Annotated in this window: 15 protein-coding genes; 11 read left to right on the top strand and 4 right to left on the bottom strand. The window is 37.9% G+C overall.

Features of this window, described 5'->3' with window-relative positions; translation table 11 throughout:
* Positions 1 to 53 precede the first annotated feature (53 nt).
* Both IM793_RS04010 and IM793_RS04005 read right to left on the bottom strand, forming a co-directional pair.
* Positions 54 to 461 (bottom strand): hypothetical protein, encoded by a 408-nt coding sequence (locus tag IM793_RS04010; protein ID WP_121282405.1) that lies wholly within the window; start codon positions 459 to 461, stop codon positions 54 to 56.
* A gap of 667 nt (positions 462 to 1,128) precedes the next feature.
* Entirely contained in the window at positions 1,129 to 3,348 is a 2,220-nt protein-coding gene (locus IM793_RS04005) for an NADP-dependent isocitrate dehydrogenase (RefSeq protein ID WP_193419844.1), read from the bottom strand.
* Between the two features lie 1,179 nt (positions 3,349 to 4,527).
* Between IM793_RS04005 and IM793_RS04000 the strand changes: the two genes are divergently transcribed.
* The 5 genes from IM793_RS04000 to IM793_RS03980 all read left to right on the top strand — a co-directional run bounded on the left by IM793_RS04000 (position 4,528) and on the right by IM793_RS03980 (position 11,908).
* Positions 4,528 to 5,772: an ankyrin repeat domain-containing protein gene (locus IM793_RS04000; protein WP_370629757.1), complete on the top strand. Its 1,245-nt coding sequence runs from the start codon at positions 4,528 to 4,530 to the stop codon at positions 5,770 to 5,772.
* A gap of 9 nt (positions 5,773 to 5,781) precedes the next feature.
* The gene (locus tag IM793_RS03995) at positions 5,782 to 7,128 is read left to right on the top strand and encodes an ankyrin repeat domain-containing protein (protein ID WP_227256132.1); all 1,347 of its coding nucleotides are present in this window, start codon (positions 5,782 to 5,784) and stop codon (positions 7,126 to 7,128) included.
* Positions 7,129 to 7,478: 350 nt separating this feature from the next.
* Complete coding sequence (locus IM793_RS03990) at positions 7,479 to 8,051, top strand: hypothetical protein (protein ID WP_193419842.1); 573 nt, start codon at positions 7,479 to 7,481, stop codon at positions 8,049 to 8,051.
* A gap of 405 nt (positions 8,052 to 8,456) precedes the next feature.
* Positions 8,457 to 9,776 carry a sorbosone dehydrogenase family protein gene (locus tag IM793_RS03985; protein WP_193419841.1) on the top strand — a complete coding sequence of 440 codons (1,320 nt, stop codon included), beginning with the start codon at positions 8,457 to 8,459 and terminating at the stop codon, positions 9,774 to 9,776.
* An 80-nt stretch (positions 9,777 to 9,856) separates the two neighbouring features.
* The gene (locus IM793_RS03980; protein WP_193419840.1) at positions 9,857 to 11,908 is read left to right on the top strand and encodes a TonB-dependent receptor; all 2,052 of its coding nucleotides are present in this window, start codon (positions 9,857 to 9,859) and stop codon (positions 11,906 to 11,908) included.
* Positions 11,909 to 11,963: 55 nt separating this feature from the next.
* Here the strand turns inward: IM793_RS03980 and IM793_RS03975 are convergent, their stop codons facing one another.
* The gene (locus IM793_RS03975) at positions 11,964 to 12,311 is read right to left on the bottom strand and encodes a single-stranded DNA-binding protein (protein ID WP_193419839.1); all 348 of its coding nucleotides are present in this window, start codon (positions 12,309 to 12,311) and stop codon (positions 11,964 to 11,966) included.
* Positions 12,312 to 12,549: 238 nt separating this feature from the next.
* Here IM793_RS03975 and IM793_RS03970 point away from each other — a divergent pair, with 238 nt between their 5' ends.
* From IM793_RS03970 to IM793_RS03945, 6 genes are all read left to right on the top strand, one after another.
* A complete protein-coding gene (locus tag IM793_RS03970) occupies positions 12,550 to 12,909 on the top strand; it encodes a hypothetical protein (protein ID WP_193419838.1) in 360 nt (119 codons plus the stop codon).
* A 107-nt stretch (positions 12,910 to 13,016) separates the two neighbouring features.
* On the top strand, positions 13,017 to 13,355 hold the full coding sequence (locus tag IM793_RS03965; RefSeq protein ID WP_193419837.1) for a n-acetylglutamate synthase: 339 nt from the start codon (positions 13,017 to 13,019) through the stop codon (positions 13,353 to 13,355).
* 33 nt (positions 13,356 to 13,388) lie between these two features.
* Complete coding sequence (locus IM793_RS03960; RefSeq protein ID WP_193419836.1) at positions 13,389 to 13,937, top strand: MepB family protein; 549 nt, start codon at positions 13,389 to 13,391, stop codon at positions 13,935 to 13,937.
* 79 nt (positions 13,938 to 14,016) lie between these two features.
* The gene (locus IM793_RS03955; RefSeq protein WP_193419971.1) at positions 14,017 to 14,856 is read left to right on the top strand and encodes a methylated-DNA--[protein]-cysteine S-methyltransferase; all 840 of its coding nucleotides are present in this window, start codon (positions 14,017 to 14,019) and stop codon (positions 14,854 to 14,856) included.
* Positions 14,857 to 14,862: 6 nt separating this feature from the next.
* Positions 14,863 to 15,111, top strand: a complete 249-nt coding sequence (locus tag IM793_RS03950) for an Ada metal-binding domain-containing protein (protein ID WP_193419835.1) — start codon at positions 14,863 to 14,865, stop codon at positions 15,109 to 15,111.
* Positions 15,087 to 15,695, top strand: coding sequence for an alpha-ketoglutarate-dependent dioxygenase AlkB (locus IM793_RS03945; RefSeq protein ID WP_193419834.1), 609 nt, complete (start codon positions 15,087 to 15,089; stop codon positions 15,693 to 15,695). The genes IM793_RS03950 and IM793_RS03945 overlap by 25 nt, the downstream gene beginning before the upstream one ends.
* 85 nt (positions 15,696 to 15,780) lie before the next feature.
* On the opposite strand, the gene IM793_RS03940 is transcribed toward IM793_RS03945, so the two are convergent.
* Positions 15,781 to 16,572, bottom strand: coding sequence for a hypothetical protein (locus tag IM793_RS03940; protein ID WP_193419833.1), 792 nt, complete (start codon positions 16,570 to 16,572; stop codon positions 15,781 to 15,783).
* Positions 16,573 to 16,747: the final 175 nt, after the last annotated feature.

Genomic DNA, 16,747 nt, shown 5'->3' with positions numbered 1-16,747 from the left:
TTCTATTTATGGTTGTTTCGTCAAATCAGTATCTTACCAACGTTATCTCCTGACTATTTTTCTTTCTCATCATTAATTGGGTAACCTTCTTCGTCTAAATCATCGCGGTTATCCTCTGGTGTACGGGCAAGAATTTCATCTTCCGGACTTAGTTTAACACTTTCTCCGTTATCTACATGCATTCCCAATTCTTCCAGCTCATCGTTTGCTATATCTTCATCTCTGGCATATTCATCACCAATATAAGGGTTAGCCTCATCGTAAGTAGAATCGTCATCTTTTGCACCGGCAGCCACCGTTTCATATCCCATCGGATGATCGTATTCGCTGTCCGTTCCCTTTACATCGAGTTCGTAACTCTCTTTATTTTTATCATAAGATAAATTTTCTTTGTTGATTTCGCTATTTTCTGTTGTGCTATGTATTTTATCCTGCGATCCTTTATTTTCGTTAATTGCCATGGTATTGGTCTCCTATAATTTATATTGTTATAACAAAGCGGTGCAGATAAGGTTTTTCTTTAGCAAAAGAATTTTGTTATTATCTGGGCGTGCCCCAAGCTGCGCAAGGGTCGGGCTATACAACCAAGTCCTCGCCCGATGAAAACCGGGCTGTGGGCTTTCCGTTGCTATCCCTCAGCCGGTAATCATCTAGCCGTAAGCTAATACAAGATGTAAATTGTAGTAACTTAATTGGGTTTTCTTTCGATCTGTGGGGACACAGACCGAGGGATTAAAACAGTGAAAAGTACCCAAAAATGATGTAATTGATGCTGCTAAAGAAGAAATTATCCGAAAACTTAAAGCAAAAGCGAGAAAAGATTGGCCTGATGATTATACCACACAGGAATTTTGGGTTAACGAACAAATTAATGCTTACCACTCAAAAGTTTTGACATGAACAAATTGAGGCTCAAGAGCGCCTGAAGTAATAGAACCCATTATCCAATAGATAGTCTCGTAAGACAGAAATGGTAATAAAGAGTTGTCAACTTCCGTACCAGGAGCACATTAAAGTTGACAACTCATAAAAAAAGCGCCCCAATTTTTATATCGGAACGCCTAAAATATTTTAAGAGTTGTCAACTTCCATACTAGAAGCATATTAAAGTTGACAACTCAATTTAGCTTATAAACTAGCCAAAGAGGTATTTAATGTTTCACTTGGGCGCATGGCTTTGCTTGCCAACTCATCATTAGGGTTGTAGTAACCACCAATGTTTTGAGGCTTGCCTTGTGAACTGATCAACTCTTCGTTGATTTTGGCTTCATTTTCTAACAAAGTTTTAGCCAATGGTGCAAATCTGGCTTTCAGATCTGCATCTTTGCTCTGAGCAGCTAACGCCTCAGCCCAATATAAGGCTAAATAGAAGTGAGAACCACGGTTATCGATAGTACCCAATTTTCTGCCCGGCGATTTATCAGTTGCCAAAAATTTAGCATTTGCCTCATCCAAAGCATCAGCCAACACCTGTGCTTTTGCATTGTTTTGGGTTTGAGATAAATGCTCTAAAGAAGCCTGAAGTGCTAAAAACTCACCAAGCGAATCCCAACGCAAATAACCTTCTTCTATAAACTGCTCAATGTGTTTTGGAGCAGAACCACCGGCACCGGTTTCGAATAAACCGCCACCATTCATTAATGGAACGATAGAAAGCATTTTCGCTGAAGTTCCTAACTCTAAAATCGGAAATAAATCGGTTAAATAATCACGTAATACATTACCGGTAACCGAAATGGTATCTAAACCTTTACGGATACGCGCTAATGTAAACTTAGTCGCTTCGATTGGCGCTAAGATGCGGATATCTAAACCTGCAGTATCGTGGTATTTTAGGTAAGTATTTACTTTAGTAATGATTTCTCTATCATGCGCTCTTTGCTCATCTAACCAGAAAACCGCAGGGGTTTCTGATAAACGTGCCCTATTTACCGCTAATTTTACCCAGTCCTGAATCGGGTCATCTTTAGTCTGGCACATGCGGAAGATATCGCCTTTTTCTACTTTCTGATCGAAAAATACTTTACCATCTGCATCAGTAACACGGATAGTTCCTGCACCAGCAGCCTGGAAAGTTTTATCGTGCGAACCATATTCTTCAGCTTTTTGAGCCATTAAGCCAACATTCGGCACCGAACCGATGGTGGTTACATCAAAAGCACCATGCGCTTTGCAGTCATCAATGGTTGCAGTATATACACCCGCGTAAGAACGGTCTGGAATTAAAGCGATCGTATCTTCAGGTTTACCTTCTTTGTTCCACATCTGGCCCGAAGTGCGGATCATTGCCGGCATAGAAGCATCAACAATCACATCAGATGGTACGTGTAAGTTGGTAATTCCTTTATCAGAGTTTACCATGGCTAAAGCTGGTCCATTTTCAATAGCCTGCGCTAAAGCGGCTTCAACTTCTGCCTGTTTTGCATTGCCTGCAATTTTTGCATACACATCACCTAAACCATTTCTTGTATCAATGTTAAGTTCTTTGAAAAGATCAGCATATTTGGTAAAAACATCTGCGAAATAAACTTCTACAATAGCACCGAACATGATCGGATCAGAAACCTTCATCATCGTTGCTTTTAAGTGCGCTGATAATAAAACGCCTTCAGCTTTAGCTTCAGCAATTTCTTTGGCTACAAAAGTTTTCAATGCCGATAAGCTCAATGCAGAACTATCAATCACTTCTCCTGCTTTTAATGGCGATAAACCCTTTAATTCGGTTACCGTACCATCTGCAGCTACAAATTCTATTTTAAACTGACTTGCTTCAGCAACAGTTGTAGATTTCTCCGAACCATAAAAATCGCCTTCAGTCATGCTTACCACTTTGGTTTTCGAATCTGCAGACCATTTTCCCATTGAATGCGGGTTTTGTTTAGCGTAGTTTTTAACTGCTTTGGGCGCCCTACGGTCAGAGTTACCTTCACGTAAAACCGGATTTACAGCCGAACCTAAAACTTTTGCATATTTAGCTTTAATTGCTTTTTCTTCGTCGCTCTGCGCATTATCAGGGTAATTTGGAATAGCAAAGCCCTGCGCCTGAAGCTCAGTAATTGCGCCTACCAATTGTGGGATAGAAGCAGAAATATTTGGTAATTTGATGATGTTTGCCTCTGGGGTAGTAGCCAAAGCACCAAGTTCTCCCAGTGCATCACCAATTTTTTGATCGTCTTTTAAATACTCCGGAAAGTTGGCCAAAATTCTTCCTGCTAAAGAAATATCTCTGGTTTCTACATCAATACCTGCTGATGCGGTAAAAGCTTGTACGATAGGTAAAAGTGAATAAGTAGCCAACATTGGCGCCTCATCGGTTTTGGTGTAGATAATTTTTGATGTATTTGACATGTTATATTGATTTTGCTTATTTATTTAATGATTCGATCGGTTTATGGCTTTGTAAACCGATCTTTTTAAAATCGCCTAAAGATAAAATAATCGAATGAATTAAGGAACATCGCAATGTTATTTCTGGTTTGGACGTGCCGTTATTTTGCAGATGACAAGTAAAACATTAATGACTAAATTTTGTTTTGGAGCGCAATGTCATTCTTCATATTTAAAGTTAGTCCTGCTCTCCGCTTTATCCCGATGGAAAAAATCGGGATGCTCGCTCCGATCAGGGCTATAAATTTAGGCCTGTGGCACGGAAAACGGGCATAGTAGCAGAAAATGACCAAACTAAACCTGATCGAACGAATGCCATTTTTCATGGCAGAAGGTAGAGCAGGAAGAAACTAACCTATGCAATACTAAAATTGCTTTCCTGAAAATAAACAAACTATCAATATTATATTAAGCTTGCCAGTTATTCTTGAAGCGCAATGTCGTTCGCTATTTTTAAAGGTAGTCCTCTCGCAGCTTTATCCTGATAAAATAATATACTGTGTGGACACAATTAATTAGAATTTTTCTGCCGCTCTATGCCGCGGTGGCATGGTACTTTGGAGCGCCAAAGTACCCAAAGCGCTTTGCCAATCCAGCAATGAGCCTTTTGCACAATCCCATGCACATCAAAAAAACAGTGGCACTTCGTTTTGTGTTCAATTTTTTTTTAAAATTAAATCATCGTTATGAACACAAAACCACTGCGTTTCAGGTTTGTTACTGCCAATTTACCTGAATTGCAACTGTTTTTTTGATTTCCCTGGCTCTTGGGATTGACAGCGTCCTTGGTTAAAATCCGTGCTTTATTAAAGTTGGTTAGCAAAATGCCTAAACTATCCTTAAAAAGATGTATCCACACAGTAGGATGAATATCAGGGGATGCCCGCTCCGATCAGGGCTATAAATTTAGGCCTGTAGTACGGAAAACCGGCATAGTAGCAGAAAATGACCAAACTAAACCTGATCGAACGAATGCCATTTTTCATGGCAGCAGGTAGAGCAGGAAGAAATTAACCTATAGAACACTTCAATTGCTTTCCAAAAATAAGCGACTAACAAGACATTCTTTATCATTCTGATTCTCTGCAACATTCCAAATAATTTTTATTTAAGCAAACTATTTGGCTAAACTTTTGTAGCGTGAAACAAATATATCTATCTATTTTAAAAATTTTAATTGAAATGACCGAAACTACCTTAGATCAACAGTTAAATGCCCGAAAATTTGACGAAGCAAAAAGCTTGATGCAAAACGGCGAAAAACTCTCCAAAAACCTACAGGATCATCAAAAATCATCAATTTTCGACAACCTCATCAAAGAAAAACAGTATGAAATCCTAAACATGATGGTAAAGGATAAAACCATCGAAACCGATATTTATGAATTCGACAATTTTGATAAAAATATTTTTCAGAGTATCGTACGCAATTTGGGCAACGAAGATGAAGACATTGCTTTCTTCAACGAATTTATTGGCCACTTCGATAACCTGAACGATGAAGTAAATGCGAAAACCTTATTGGGTTACCTCTTCGAAAATGGCGTTGGTTTAGGCGTAATCAAAGCCTGCATCGACGCAGGATGCACGACTAATTTTAAAAACAATGCCGAAGAAAACTACATCCATCAGGTAGTAAAAAGCAATTTCCGCAGATACAACCTGAATGACGAGCAGACCAGCGATTTACTCAAAGGATATATCGATATTCTTGTTAATGAAGGCGTTGATATTAACGAAGGCAATATTGTGCAGGAAACACCTTTAATTACCGCTATAAAATTTAACAAGAAAAATTTAATCGCACACCTGCTCGAAAATGGTGCAGATCCAAACCAGACCGACCAAGAGGGAAATTCAGCTTTCTTTTATGCAGTAGCACATGCGCAAAGTGAAAACATTTACGCCACGCTCCGCAACTTTGACTCACCGGCGTTTGATCAGGTAAGTAAAAAAGGAGAAACTTTGCTATTCGAATATGTACGCATGATGTCGAATAGTGAAACTAGCATTAACTTCCTTAAAAAACTGATTGACGATGGAGCTGATTTATATCAAAACAGTACCTGGTACAGTGCAGATAAAACTCCATTAGATGTAATTGCTGAAAAACAGGCCAATATTTTAGAAGCAGTATTGGAAAGTGGACAGGTAGATATCAACAGAACGGATGATCATGGAAATACACTGTTACATAAAGTTTGCGCCTATAACGTAAATTACGAAGCTGAAAAGGCAAAAGAAACCTATCGTAAAGTGAAACTCCTGATCGAAAACGGAGCAGATATTACTTTAAGCAACGATAAGGACCAAACGGCGTTAATGCTGGCCTCGGATGATAACCTGAAAATAAAAACTGTTGAACTGCTCATGAAACAATCTTAAAATATGTCGATGTCATTTATAATTGCCTGCGAAAGCGGCAAACGGAAAATAGCTGAACTTTTATTGGCCAATAATGAAGTAGAAGTAGGTTATACGGACGAAAAAGGCCGAACAGCACTGCATTATGCTGCACATCATGGATATTTAGACCTGGTAAAAATTTTAATCGACCGCGGTGCAGATTTAGATTATGAGGATCATGATGGCGAAACACCCTTTTATTTTGCCTGCCTTCAAAAACAGAAACAAACGGCGCTATATTTGTTAGATAAAGGTGCAAGGGTAGATATAAAAGACCTTAAAGGCAATAGTCTGCTGCATTTAACTGCCCAAAACGGACAGATTGAAGTTTTGGAAAAGCTGCTCGATAAAGGCCTGGATGTTGACAGTGAAAATAACGAAGCAGAAACTCCCCTGCTTATCGCATCTGCCTGGAGAAATAAAGAAGTGGTTCAGAAACTACTGGAATCTGGCGCTAACATTAATACAACAAATAAACATGGGGATTCGCCGGTAATTTTTGCAGTTAAATCTAAAAACACACCAATGGTTGAATTGATCCTCGATAAAGGTGCAAACATCAACCATGTTAACCACGATGGCGAATCTGCACTATTGCTTGCCTGTTATGATGCCAACCGGATGCTCACCAAAATCCTGGTAGAAAAGGGAGCAGATGTATTTGTTTCTTCAAAAAATGGATTATCGCCAATCTGGTATGCCTGCGCCAATAACCAGAAAGAAATTGTCGAGTTATTTTTAGCCAATGGTGTGGATGTAAATTATGCCAAACCACTTTCAGGCAATGATGATTCAATGTATTCGTATCTTGAGTGGGTAGAAACCGCCAATAACATTTCCATTTCTGCCAGTTTCTCTTTCGACAATAATTATAATTATGGCGGTGAAAGCATGTTGCATGTTGCAGCCAAAAGCGGTCACTTAAGCATGCTTAAGTTATTATTGGAAAAAGGCGCAAATGTAAATATTCAGGATGAAAGCGGAAACACAGCGTTACATTATGCCGCAGCAAACGGTAAAAAAGATGTGGTTAAATTTTTACTCGAACAATCTGCAGATCCATCCATCGTGAATGTGAAAGAGCAAAAGGCAATTGATTATTCGAATATTAAAGGCTTTAATGAAATTACCGAACTTTTGCTGAAATACGGTCCTGCGGCTAACTCAAATGTTCAGGCTACAAGCACAGTATCAACAGAAAATATTACTGAAGCTCCAAAAAATGATATGGCTGCAAAAAAACAGGCTTTATTAGATTTAAAAGAGCTATTGGATGCCGGAATTTTATCGCAGGAAGAATTTGATGCGGAAAAAGCGAAGATTTTGAAAGGTTGAGTTAATCCCGCAGTCGTCATTTCGAGTTTAAATTTATTACATAAAAAACATGAATAACCGAAAAATTGTAAAGATTACTTCCCATAGACGTCGTCATCTCGAGCGGAGTGCAACGTAGTCGAGAGATCTATCGAGGTAGATCTCTCCACTCCGCGTTGCTCCAGTCGAGATGACGACCGCTTTAATGTAAACTGCAAATCCTGAGTGCAGTGCAATTTAGTCGATAAATCTACAGAGTTAGATTTCTCCATTTCGCTGCGCTTCAGTCCTAAATGACGATTTCTACTGAAAAATATTGTCTAATAAATTTTTAGTTCTAAATTTATTAGACAATATTAATGCTCACACAAATGAAATTTATCCCTAAAATCAAAATCCAGTTATTTACTTCTCTCTTTCTTTCCCTTTTTCTGTATTCCTGTTCTCCCAAATTGTATGTAGACGAAAACAAACGTTATCAAGCAGGTACGTTAACCGAGGCACAGATCGATTCGCTGCATAATTTCTTAAAACAAAACGAAAGGCTTGCTTTAAAAGACACCATCATTATTAAATACGATTTCAATAAAGACGACTGCTGGAAAGATCTTAGCTATCAGAACGCAGAATTCCTGAACAATGTAAGATGGACCTTTCAAAAAAATATTCAAGAAAAAGCAGAGGCCAGACCAAAAGTTGCCATTTATCAATACCGGGAGGAAGGAAAAAGTTTCAGCCCGGTTAAATCAAAAGGATTGGAAATAGAAACTGATCCGGGATTTTTAAAAAAGCTATTATTTAACGAGGCAACCACCTGCGGTACTTCAGCCATTGTGCTTCCTAATGGGAAATTCTTATTGGTGAAATCCGATCCACAATTCTCTGCACTGTTACTAAATGCTAAAGACATCGAGAAAAAATTACAGGAAAACCTGGTAAAATAAATACCAGAAAAATCAGATAGCGTTCAAAACAATTTAACAAAATTTAACTAAAAAATTAGGTATAATACTATAATTTAGTGATAATTAATCGCTTTTAAATTAACGCCGGAAAATTTATGACCAAATTCCTTTACTCCACTCCCACAAGCTCAAATTATATCATCGTTTGATGACCTGATTTCTCCAGATCAATCAAGAACTTAATTTAAAGGAATATAAAAATACTTCCCTGCTATAATTATAGCATTAAACAGGGAAAAATAATATGCGCTCTCCAGGAAGGTGCTCTCGGGTGCTTTCCTTTTATTATTCAGTCTTGCGGCAATTATACCAGCGCTAAAAACTTCTCTCCGTTTTCGATGTTATATTTTTTGAGATAAATTGTTAATCAAAAAACCGGGTAACATGAAAAAAAAGATTTTTTACGCATCAATGCTTTCTACTGCCGTCCTTTTTGGATGTCAATCTAATTCCAATTCACAAAAACAGGGAGAAGATACCACCATAACAACCAAAAACGGGGCAGTAAATTTACCAGCTCCGGATACCAATGCTGCTAAAAATAAATTCAGCAAGGTAATTGGCTGGACAGATGGAAAAACACCTGTTGCACCGGAAGGCTTTGTAGTAACCAAATTTGCAGCGAACATTAAAAGTCCACGCAACACCTACATAGCGCCGAATGGCGATGTTTTGGTAGCACTTTCCAACTCAGAAAGAAGTACCGTAGAAACAGTTGCCAATACGGTAACAGGCAAGGCAAAATCAGAAGTGCCAGGAAAAAGTGCAAATACGATTCTACTATACCGCGATGAGAATAAAGATGGTAAACCTGAAACGGTTACCACCTTTTTAAATGGTTTGAACCAGCCCTTCGGCATGCTGATTATTGGCAATTCATTTTATGTAGCCAATACCGATGGCTTGTGGCAATACCCTTATAAAAAAGGCGACACCAAAATAACTGCAACTGGTAAAAAGATCCTGAGCCTTCCGGCAGGAGGTTATAATAACCACTGGACAAGAAACCTCATTACCAATGCCGATAAAAGCAAAATTTATATCACTGTTGGATCGGGCAGTAATGTAGGTGAAAACGGAATGGAAAATGAGGTAAGAAGAGCCAATATTTTAGAAATTAATCCAGATGGAACCGGTGAAAAGATTTATGCCAGTGGTTTGCGAAACCCTGTTGGGATAGATTGGGCACCATCCACAAATATGCTTTGGACAGCTGTTAACGAACGGGATGGATTAGGCGACGATCTGGTTCCAGATTACATTACAAGTGTTAAACAAGGTGCTTTTTATGGTTGGCCGTACTCTTATTATGGCCAGAATGAAGATCCTCGCTTGAAAGGCCAAAACCCTGAAATGGTTAAAAAAGCAATTGCTCCGGATGTTGCGGTTGGTGCACATACGGCCTCGTTAGGATTGGCTTTCTATAAAGGTAACAAGTTTCCGCAAAAATATCAGGGAGGTGCATTTATTGGTCAACATGGCTCATGGAACCGGTCGGCAATTTCTGGCTATAAAGTAGCCTTTGTACCTTTTAAAGATGGCAAACCAACTGGAAAACCTGAAGATTTTTTAACTGGTTTTATTGCCGACCAGGATAAGGCAGAAGTTTATGGTCGTCCGGTTGGAGTTACCCTAACGCCCGATGGTGCTTTACTAATTGCAGACGATGTTAGCGGCGTAGTCTGGAAAGTAGCTGCAAAATAATTTATCATCAGCCACAGACTAGCAGAATATGTAGTAAATTTATCTGCCGGTTTGTGGCTAAACGACTAATCTTTTCCCATTTGAAATCGAATTTTACTTTACTGTTAATCCTACTTTCTTTTACCGGCTTAGCTCAGACGCTTAAACCAGATTCGATCAAAAAACTGGAAGAAGTTACCGTAAAAGGTTACTATAACCGCCAAACCTTACTAAGATCAGTATCGGCTGTAAACGTGGTAGATAGTAGCTTAATAAAAAACCAATCCAGCAGTTCATTAGTGAGCATGCTAAATACTGTACCCGGGGTACGGATGGAAGAACGTTCGCCAGGTAGCTATCGTTTATCGCTCCGTGGCAGTTTACTCCGGTCTCCTTTTGGCATACGAAATATTAAAATTTACATCGATGATTTCCCCTTAACTGATGCTGGTGGAAATACCTACCTAAACGCTTTAGATGTTTCTGCAGTAGGTATGATGGAAATTTATAAGGGGCCGGAAGCCAGTATTTTTGGTGCAAATACAGGTGGTGCTATCTTAATCAATCCTCCTGCAATAAGCCGCAATGAAATTGATATTTCAGCTACTGGAGGTTCCTATGGTCTCTTCCATCAAACGGCATCAATCACACAGCAATACAAAAAGTACAGTTTCAGTTTTAGCGAAGGATACCAGAGAAGTGATGGGTATCGACAAAACAGTGCGATGGATAGAAAATATTTTCAAACTTTGCAGCAATGGAATTATAGCAATGCCGGTAGTTTAAAGGCTTTTGCTTTTTATAGCGATTTAAAATACGAAACACCAGGTGGCTTAACAGCTGCACAATTAGACCTAAACCCTAAACTGGCCCGCCCCGCAACATCAACATTACCTGGAGCCATTTCACAGCAAGCTGCCATTTACAATAAAACCATTTTCGGTGGAATAGCTAACTTCTATCAGATCAGCCAGCGGTTGAAACACGTTATTGCTTTATTCACCTCTTATACCGATTTCAAGAACCCTTTTATTACCAATTACGAACAGCGCTATGAAAGTACATTTGGCTTAAGAACATTTTTAGAATATGCGCAGACAAAAGAAGATTTCAAATTTAACGCTCAGATCGGGTTAGAAAGTTCAGCCACCAAAAGTCAGATTAAAAATTTCGATAACAATGGTGGTCAAGCTACTAAAATGCAGGCTTCAGACCGCTTAAAAGCCAGTCAGGATTTTGCTTATTTGAGGTTAAACTTCGATATCCGCAATAAATTCCTGATCGAACTTGCTTCGAGTTTAAATTTCTACAGGTATAATTACGAGAGTTATTTCCCTGTCGTTATTTCCTCAAAACAAAGAAAATTCGATGCCCAGTTTATGCCAAAGGCAGCATTATCTTATCTCATCACTTCTGATTTTTCGGCCAGGGCATCAATCAGTAAAGGTTATTCGCCACCAACCATTGCAGAAGTAAGGTCTTCGGATAACAATATCAATAATGACTTACAGGCAGAGCTAGGTTGGAATTATGAATTGGGTCTGCGTTATAAAACCAAAAATAAACGTTTTTACGCTGCCGGAAACTTATTCACTTACCGCTTGAAGGATGCTATTGTTAGAAGGTTAAATCAAAACGATACCGAGTATTTTATCAATGCCGGGGGAACCAAACAGCAAGGAATTGAACTGGAAACTATCCTTTGGATCATCAGAAATAATTCCTCTTTTTTAACAGGTTTACAATGGAGAAGTAATTATACTTTTAGCCATTTTAGATTTGAAAATTTTGTAAACGGCACAATTAATTTTAGCGGCAATAAACTTACCGGAGTTCCGGAAAGCATTTTAGTGAATAGTTTGGAGTTTAACTTTCCAAAAGCATTTTACCTTTTTGTGCAACACAATTATACCTCTTCAATCCCTTTAAACGATAACAATACCGTTTTTGCGAAAAGATATCATTTGGTTGAAAGCAAATTCGGCATCAGAAATTTAAGCATCAACAAAATTCATATAGATCTATTTGCGGGGGTAAACAATCTGCTCAACGTGAAATACAGTTTAGGCAACGACTTAAACGCAGCCAATGGAAGGTATTTTAACCCATCCCCGGGAATTAATTTTTATACAGGCCTCTCTATTCAATTGTAATCTTTAAATCGCATCATATAAATTGAACATCTATATGATGCGATTATGCTATAAGCTAAAAGGCTTCTTGTTTTTCTCTTTCCCTGATGGTCACATCATTAACTACTATTTCTATTGCATAGCGCTTTTTACCGTCTGTACCATCATAAACTCTTGTTTGTAACCTGCCTTCTACAGTTAAGCCTGTACCCTTTTTAACCTGAGCTTCGGCAAGCTCGGCTTTTGCATTCCAGAAAGTTAAATTAAACCATTGTACTCTTTTTACTTCCTCACCATCAGAATTTCTATAGGTTTCGTTTATGGCCAGGTTAACCTTTGCCAATTTTTGAGTTCCAAAAGTTTTAATCTCTGCATCTGCTCCTGCAAATCCGCTCAATACTACTTTGTTAGTTGCACTTTCCATGATCTTTAAATTTTAAGTTTCTAAATGTTTAACGAACAGTCATCACCTCGATAACCGACAGGACAAAATTGCAAACTGCACCAAAAATTAGTCGGATTGTAAACATTTATAGTCGTTTATAAACGTTTATACACGGATAATATACCCCCGAACCTTCAATACGATGTTTTATTTTTTTTCATTCACCACTTTTATTTTATAAATTAGAACATCATCCCATAATAAAAAAGAAATTATTATGGAACGTTTATGTTTAGACTGCGGAACCCTGATTAGAGGAAGGGCCGATAAAAAATACTGTGATGATTCTTGTCGCAGCAATTACAACAATCGTTTAAAGGTTGAGGATAACCTCGTGATTAAAAGGGTAAATAACATCCTGAAAAAGAATCGTGCTATCCTTGTTGCGCTTAATCCAAATGGAAAAACAAAGACTACTGGTAAAAAGCTGGTTTCAGCAGGCTTTAATTTTGAATATCACACCTATTGTTATGAAACCCACAATGGGAACACCTATATTTTCTGTTATGAATACGGTTATTTAACGCTAAACGATGATAACTATCTGCTGGTAAAAAGAGAAGAAAGCTTAGGTTAGGTTAGCCTCATTAAAATGCTTCGGTTTATGCTATTAAACACTTAAAATTTGCGAAAGCCAGGCCTGTGATTTTTTTATTCTAATGGAGATGATTAGTTTTATCAAATATGACAAACTATAATAACAAGCTTTTTAAACCCGTAAACAATACAGAAAACGGCGAAACATCAAATGAAACCGTGTTTAGATATAAACAATCAGGAAATATCCTGACAGCCGAATATGAGGGTGGAAAGATTATTTTTGGCCATTTGATTGGCTTAGTGGATGAAAATGGTAACATCGAAATGCGCTACCATCAGGTAAATAAACAAGGTGAATTAATGACCGGAATCTGCAATTCAAAGCCAGAGCAATTAGCCAATGGCAAAATCAGACTCCATGAAACCTGGCAGTGGACATCGGGAGATCAATCGAAAGGACAATCTATCATTGAAGAGCAATAAGCTTAATTACAAATAGATCTCTCTACAATTGTTATGCTTATAAAAGAAAATCTCACAAACCGGCTATCATCTATATTACTAACCGCATCCGATTTAGTTTATAGCCCGCTTGATTATCAAATAAACGATCTACAAATTGAAAATGAAAGTCAGGAATATGCAGCTTGCACTTTTGAATTAAACGGACTAAAAATTAAACACCGCCTTTCTAAAATCACCCCAACCAAGACGGGGCAATTTGTAACCATATGGAAGCGGGATGAAGCTGGAATTACTACTCCGTTTACAGATCAGGATGAATTTGACCTATTGATAATATCTGCAAATAATGCCAGCCAATCAGGCCAGTTCATTTTTCCCAAAGCCATATTGGCAAAACATAAAATTATTACTGCAAAAGGAATAGAAGGTAAAAGAGGGATTAGGGTTTATCCACCCTGGGATGTAGTAACCAATAAACAGGCAGAGAAAACCCAACAGTGGCAAACGCCTTATTTTCTTCAGATTGACATCAATGGAAATACCGATCTTGCAAGGGCAAAGAAATTAATTGAAAACGGAATTAAACAAACAGGATTTTAAAATCCGGTTAAACTTAGCAAGTTTCGGGTGGTTTGCCGTTTCTTTCCAAACTACTTTTGGATATAAATTATTCAAGACCATGAAAGCACAAGAAGAAATCAATTTTAACCGGATAGCCGAAGCCATAAGCTATATCAAGGCGAATTTCAAAACTCAGCCTGGTTTAGAAGAAATTGCAAATAAAATAAACCTAAGCCCCTTTCATTTCCAGAGATTATTTAGCGAATGGGCTGGCACTAGCCCTAAACGTTTTTTGCAATACATTAGCATTGGTTATGCTAAAGAAATGCTGAAAGAAAACCAAAGTTTATTCGATACCGCATTAGAAACCGGCTTATCGGGAACCAGCAGACTGCACGATCTTTTTGTAAACATTGAAGGCATGACACCTGGCGAATATAAAAACGGTGGCGAAAACCTTTGTATCAATTACAGTTTTGCAGAAAGTCCGTTTGGTAACGTTATTGTAGCCAGCACCTCAAAAGGAATCTGCCATATCGCTTTTTACGACGATGAAAATACTGCTTTTGCAAATCTGCAATGCCAGTTCCCGGCGGCTCAATACCAGCAGATATTGGATAAAGAACAGCAAAATGCTTTATACATTTTCAGTCACGATTGGAGCAAACTGCACCAGATTAAACTGCATTTAAAAGGAACGGATTTCCAGTTAAAAGTTTGGGAAGCGCTGTTAAAAATCCCCATGGGCAAATTAGCCACTTACGGCAACATTGCCAGACAATTACAAAATCCCAATGCATCCAGAGCGGTGGGCACAGCCATTGGCGATAATCCGGTAGCCTTCCTCATTCCCTGCCACCGGGTAATACAATCAAGCGGTGCTTTGGGCGGCTACCATTGGGGAGTGAACCGGAAAACAGCCATGATTGGTTGGGAAGCAGCAAAAACCAATGTTTAGTTACGCATGATTAAACATGTCGATATTTCAACTGAAGAATTAAAAAAACACTTTAAAAACAAGGATATTTGCTTCGGCGGAAATGCCAGATTGAAAATTTACGGACTACTTAAATGTAGATCGGGAAAGCGGATGAAGAAAGAAAACCGCATATTTTTTCTTTCTGAAAAAGAAGCAATTCAACATGGCTATCGTCCCTGTGGGCATTGCTTAAAAACAGCATATAAAGAATGGATTTATTTAACAGCACGGTAGCTATTAACCAAAACCTGCTTCCTCACGGTGGAACGGTTAATTATTTCGGAAAATTCTTTTCAAAAAAAGAAGCTGATCATTATTTCGATGTATTAATGAATACGATTGAGTGGAAAAATGATGAAGCTTTTATTATGGGCAAACACATTATTACCAAAAGAAAAGTGGCCTGGTATGGGAATGAATCTTATTCGTATACCTATTCTAATAAATCTAAAACAGCTTTGCCATGGACAAAAGAACTGCTTGAACTCAAAAGAATTTCGGAAGAACAAACAGGCCAAACTTACAACTCTTGTCTGCTCAATTTATATCATAACGGAGATGAAGGTATGGCCTACCACAGTGATGATGAAAAAGCGTTGGCGAAAAATTCAGCTATTGCATCTTTAAGTTTTGGCGCCGAAAGGAGATTTCTTTTCAAACATAAGCACACCAAAGAAACGGTCACTTTATTTTTAGAACATGGCAGTTTGTTGGTGATGAAAGATGAAACGCAAACGAATTGGCTTCACCGCCTTCCCCCTACTAAAAAAGTAAATCAGCCAAGGGTAAACCTCACCTTTAGAACGATGGTGGTTTAATCCTGGCTGATTAAAAATTATTTTAAAATACTTTGGTTCCTGCCTCCAAGAACCAAAGTATTTTATTTAAGGTTTAAATACTTTTTTAATGCTTAAACTCTTTAATATCTACAATGCGGTCATCATCAGCATTTTTCTTTAAGAAAGAAGTTCCGTGCTCATTTGGTACCCAAGTATAGTCTCTTTGAATATTTGCTACCAAGGTTTCAGGCTGATTGGTTAATGATGCAGGCAAAGGTAGATTAAAAGTTTCTCCGGTTTTGGTATTTACCTGGTATAAAGCATTGGCTGTTAAAAATGCCAATGTAGTTTTATCGCTAGAATACATAAAGAATTTCCCCTGGATGCGTTCATCTTCTTTTTGACGCTTAATCGGGTAAACCCTTGAGTTGATTGTTGTGATAAAGAAATCGTTGTTCACCAACAGATTGCTCCTGGTTAATTCCTCTAATCCATTTGTATATTTTTTATCTTCAGCACCTTTTGATGGCTTATTCAAACTCACCACTTCTGTTTTTCCGCCATTTACATAAACAATATAGAAAGGATCCATTTTATCTTTTTCATTCGCACTCTGAACCAATACGGCTGTTTTTTGCGTATTAATAAAAGAAGCAACTTTAAATTTCTTTGTTTCCGCATTTGGCGCATCATCAATCGTAATGGTAGTATCCTTATATTTAATGGCAAAGCGATCGGCAGCCGCTAGTTTTCCTGAATCGGTTTTTACAATGCTTAATATGTCTTTTGTTGACTTTGGAAATACATTAAAATCATCACTCGCCGCAAATGCGCGTGCTTTAAAAGTTTTTTCTGAATTGCCTCCGCAGCCAGATAAAACAACGGAAAGTAATAGTGCATAAAGCGTAATTTTCATGAGTATAGCTATTTATATATTTTCGCTAATTTAAAATCTTTAATTATTTTTCCATTATTAAAATCACCAAAAAATTACGGCTTTCGTTTAAAATTTGATTTGCAGGATATTGGACGCGTTTTTTAACCGAAAATCAGATATTAGCGCTATATGCTAAACCATCATTTTTTATCAC

Source organism: Pedobacter sp. MR2016-19 (assembly GCF_014947265.1).
Taxonomy (GTDB): domain Bacteria; phylum Bacteroidota; class Bacteroidia; order Sphingobacteriales; family Sphingobacteriaceae; genus Pedobacter.
The sequence above is the reverse complement of the archived record's forward strand: the minus strand, read 5'-3'. Positions and strand labels throughout refer to the sequence as shown.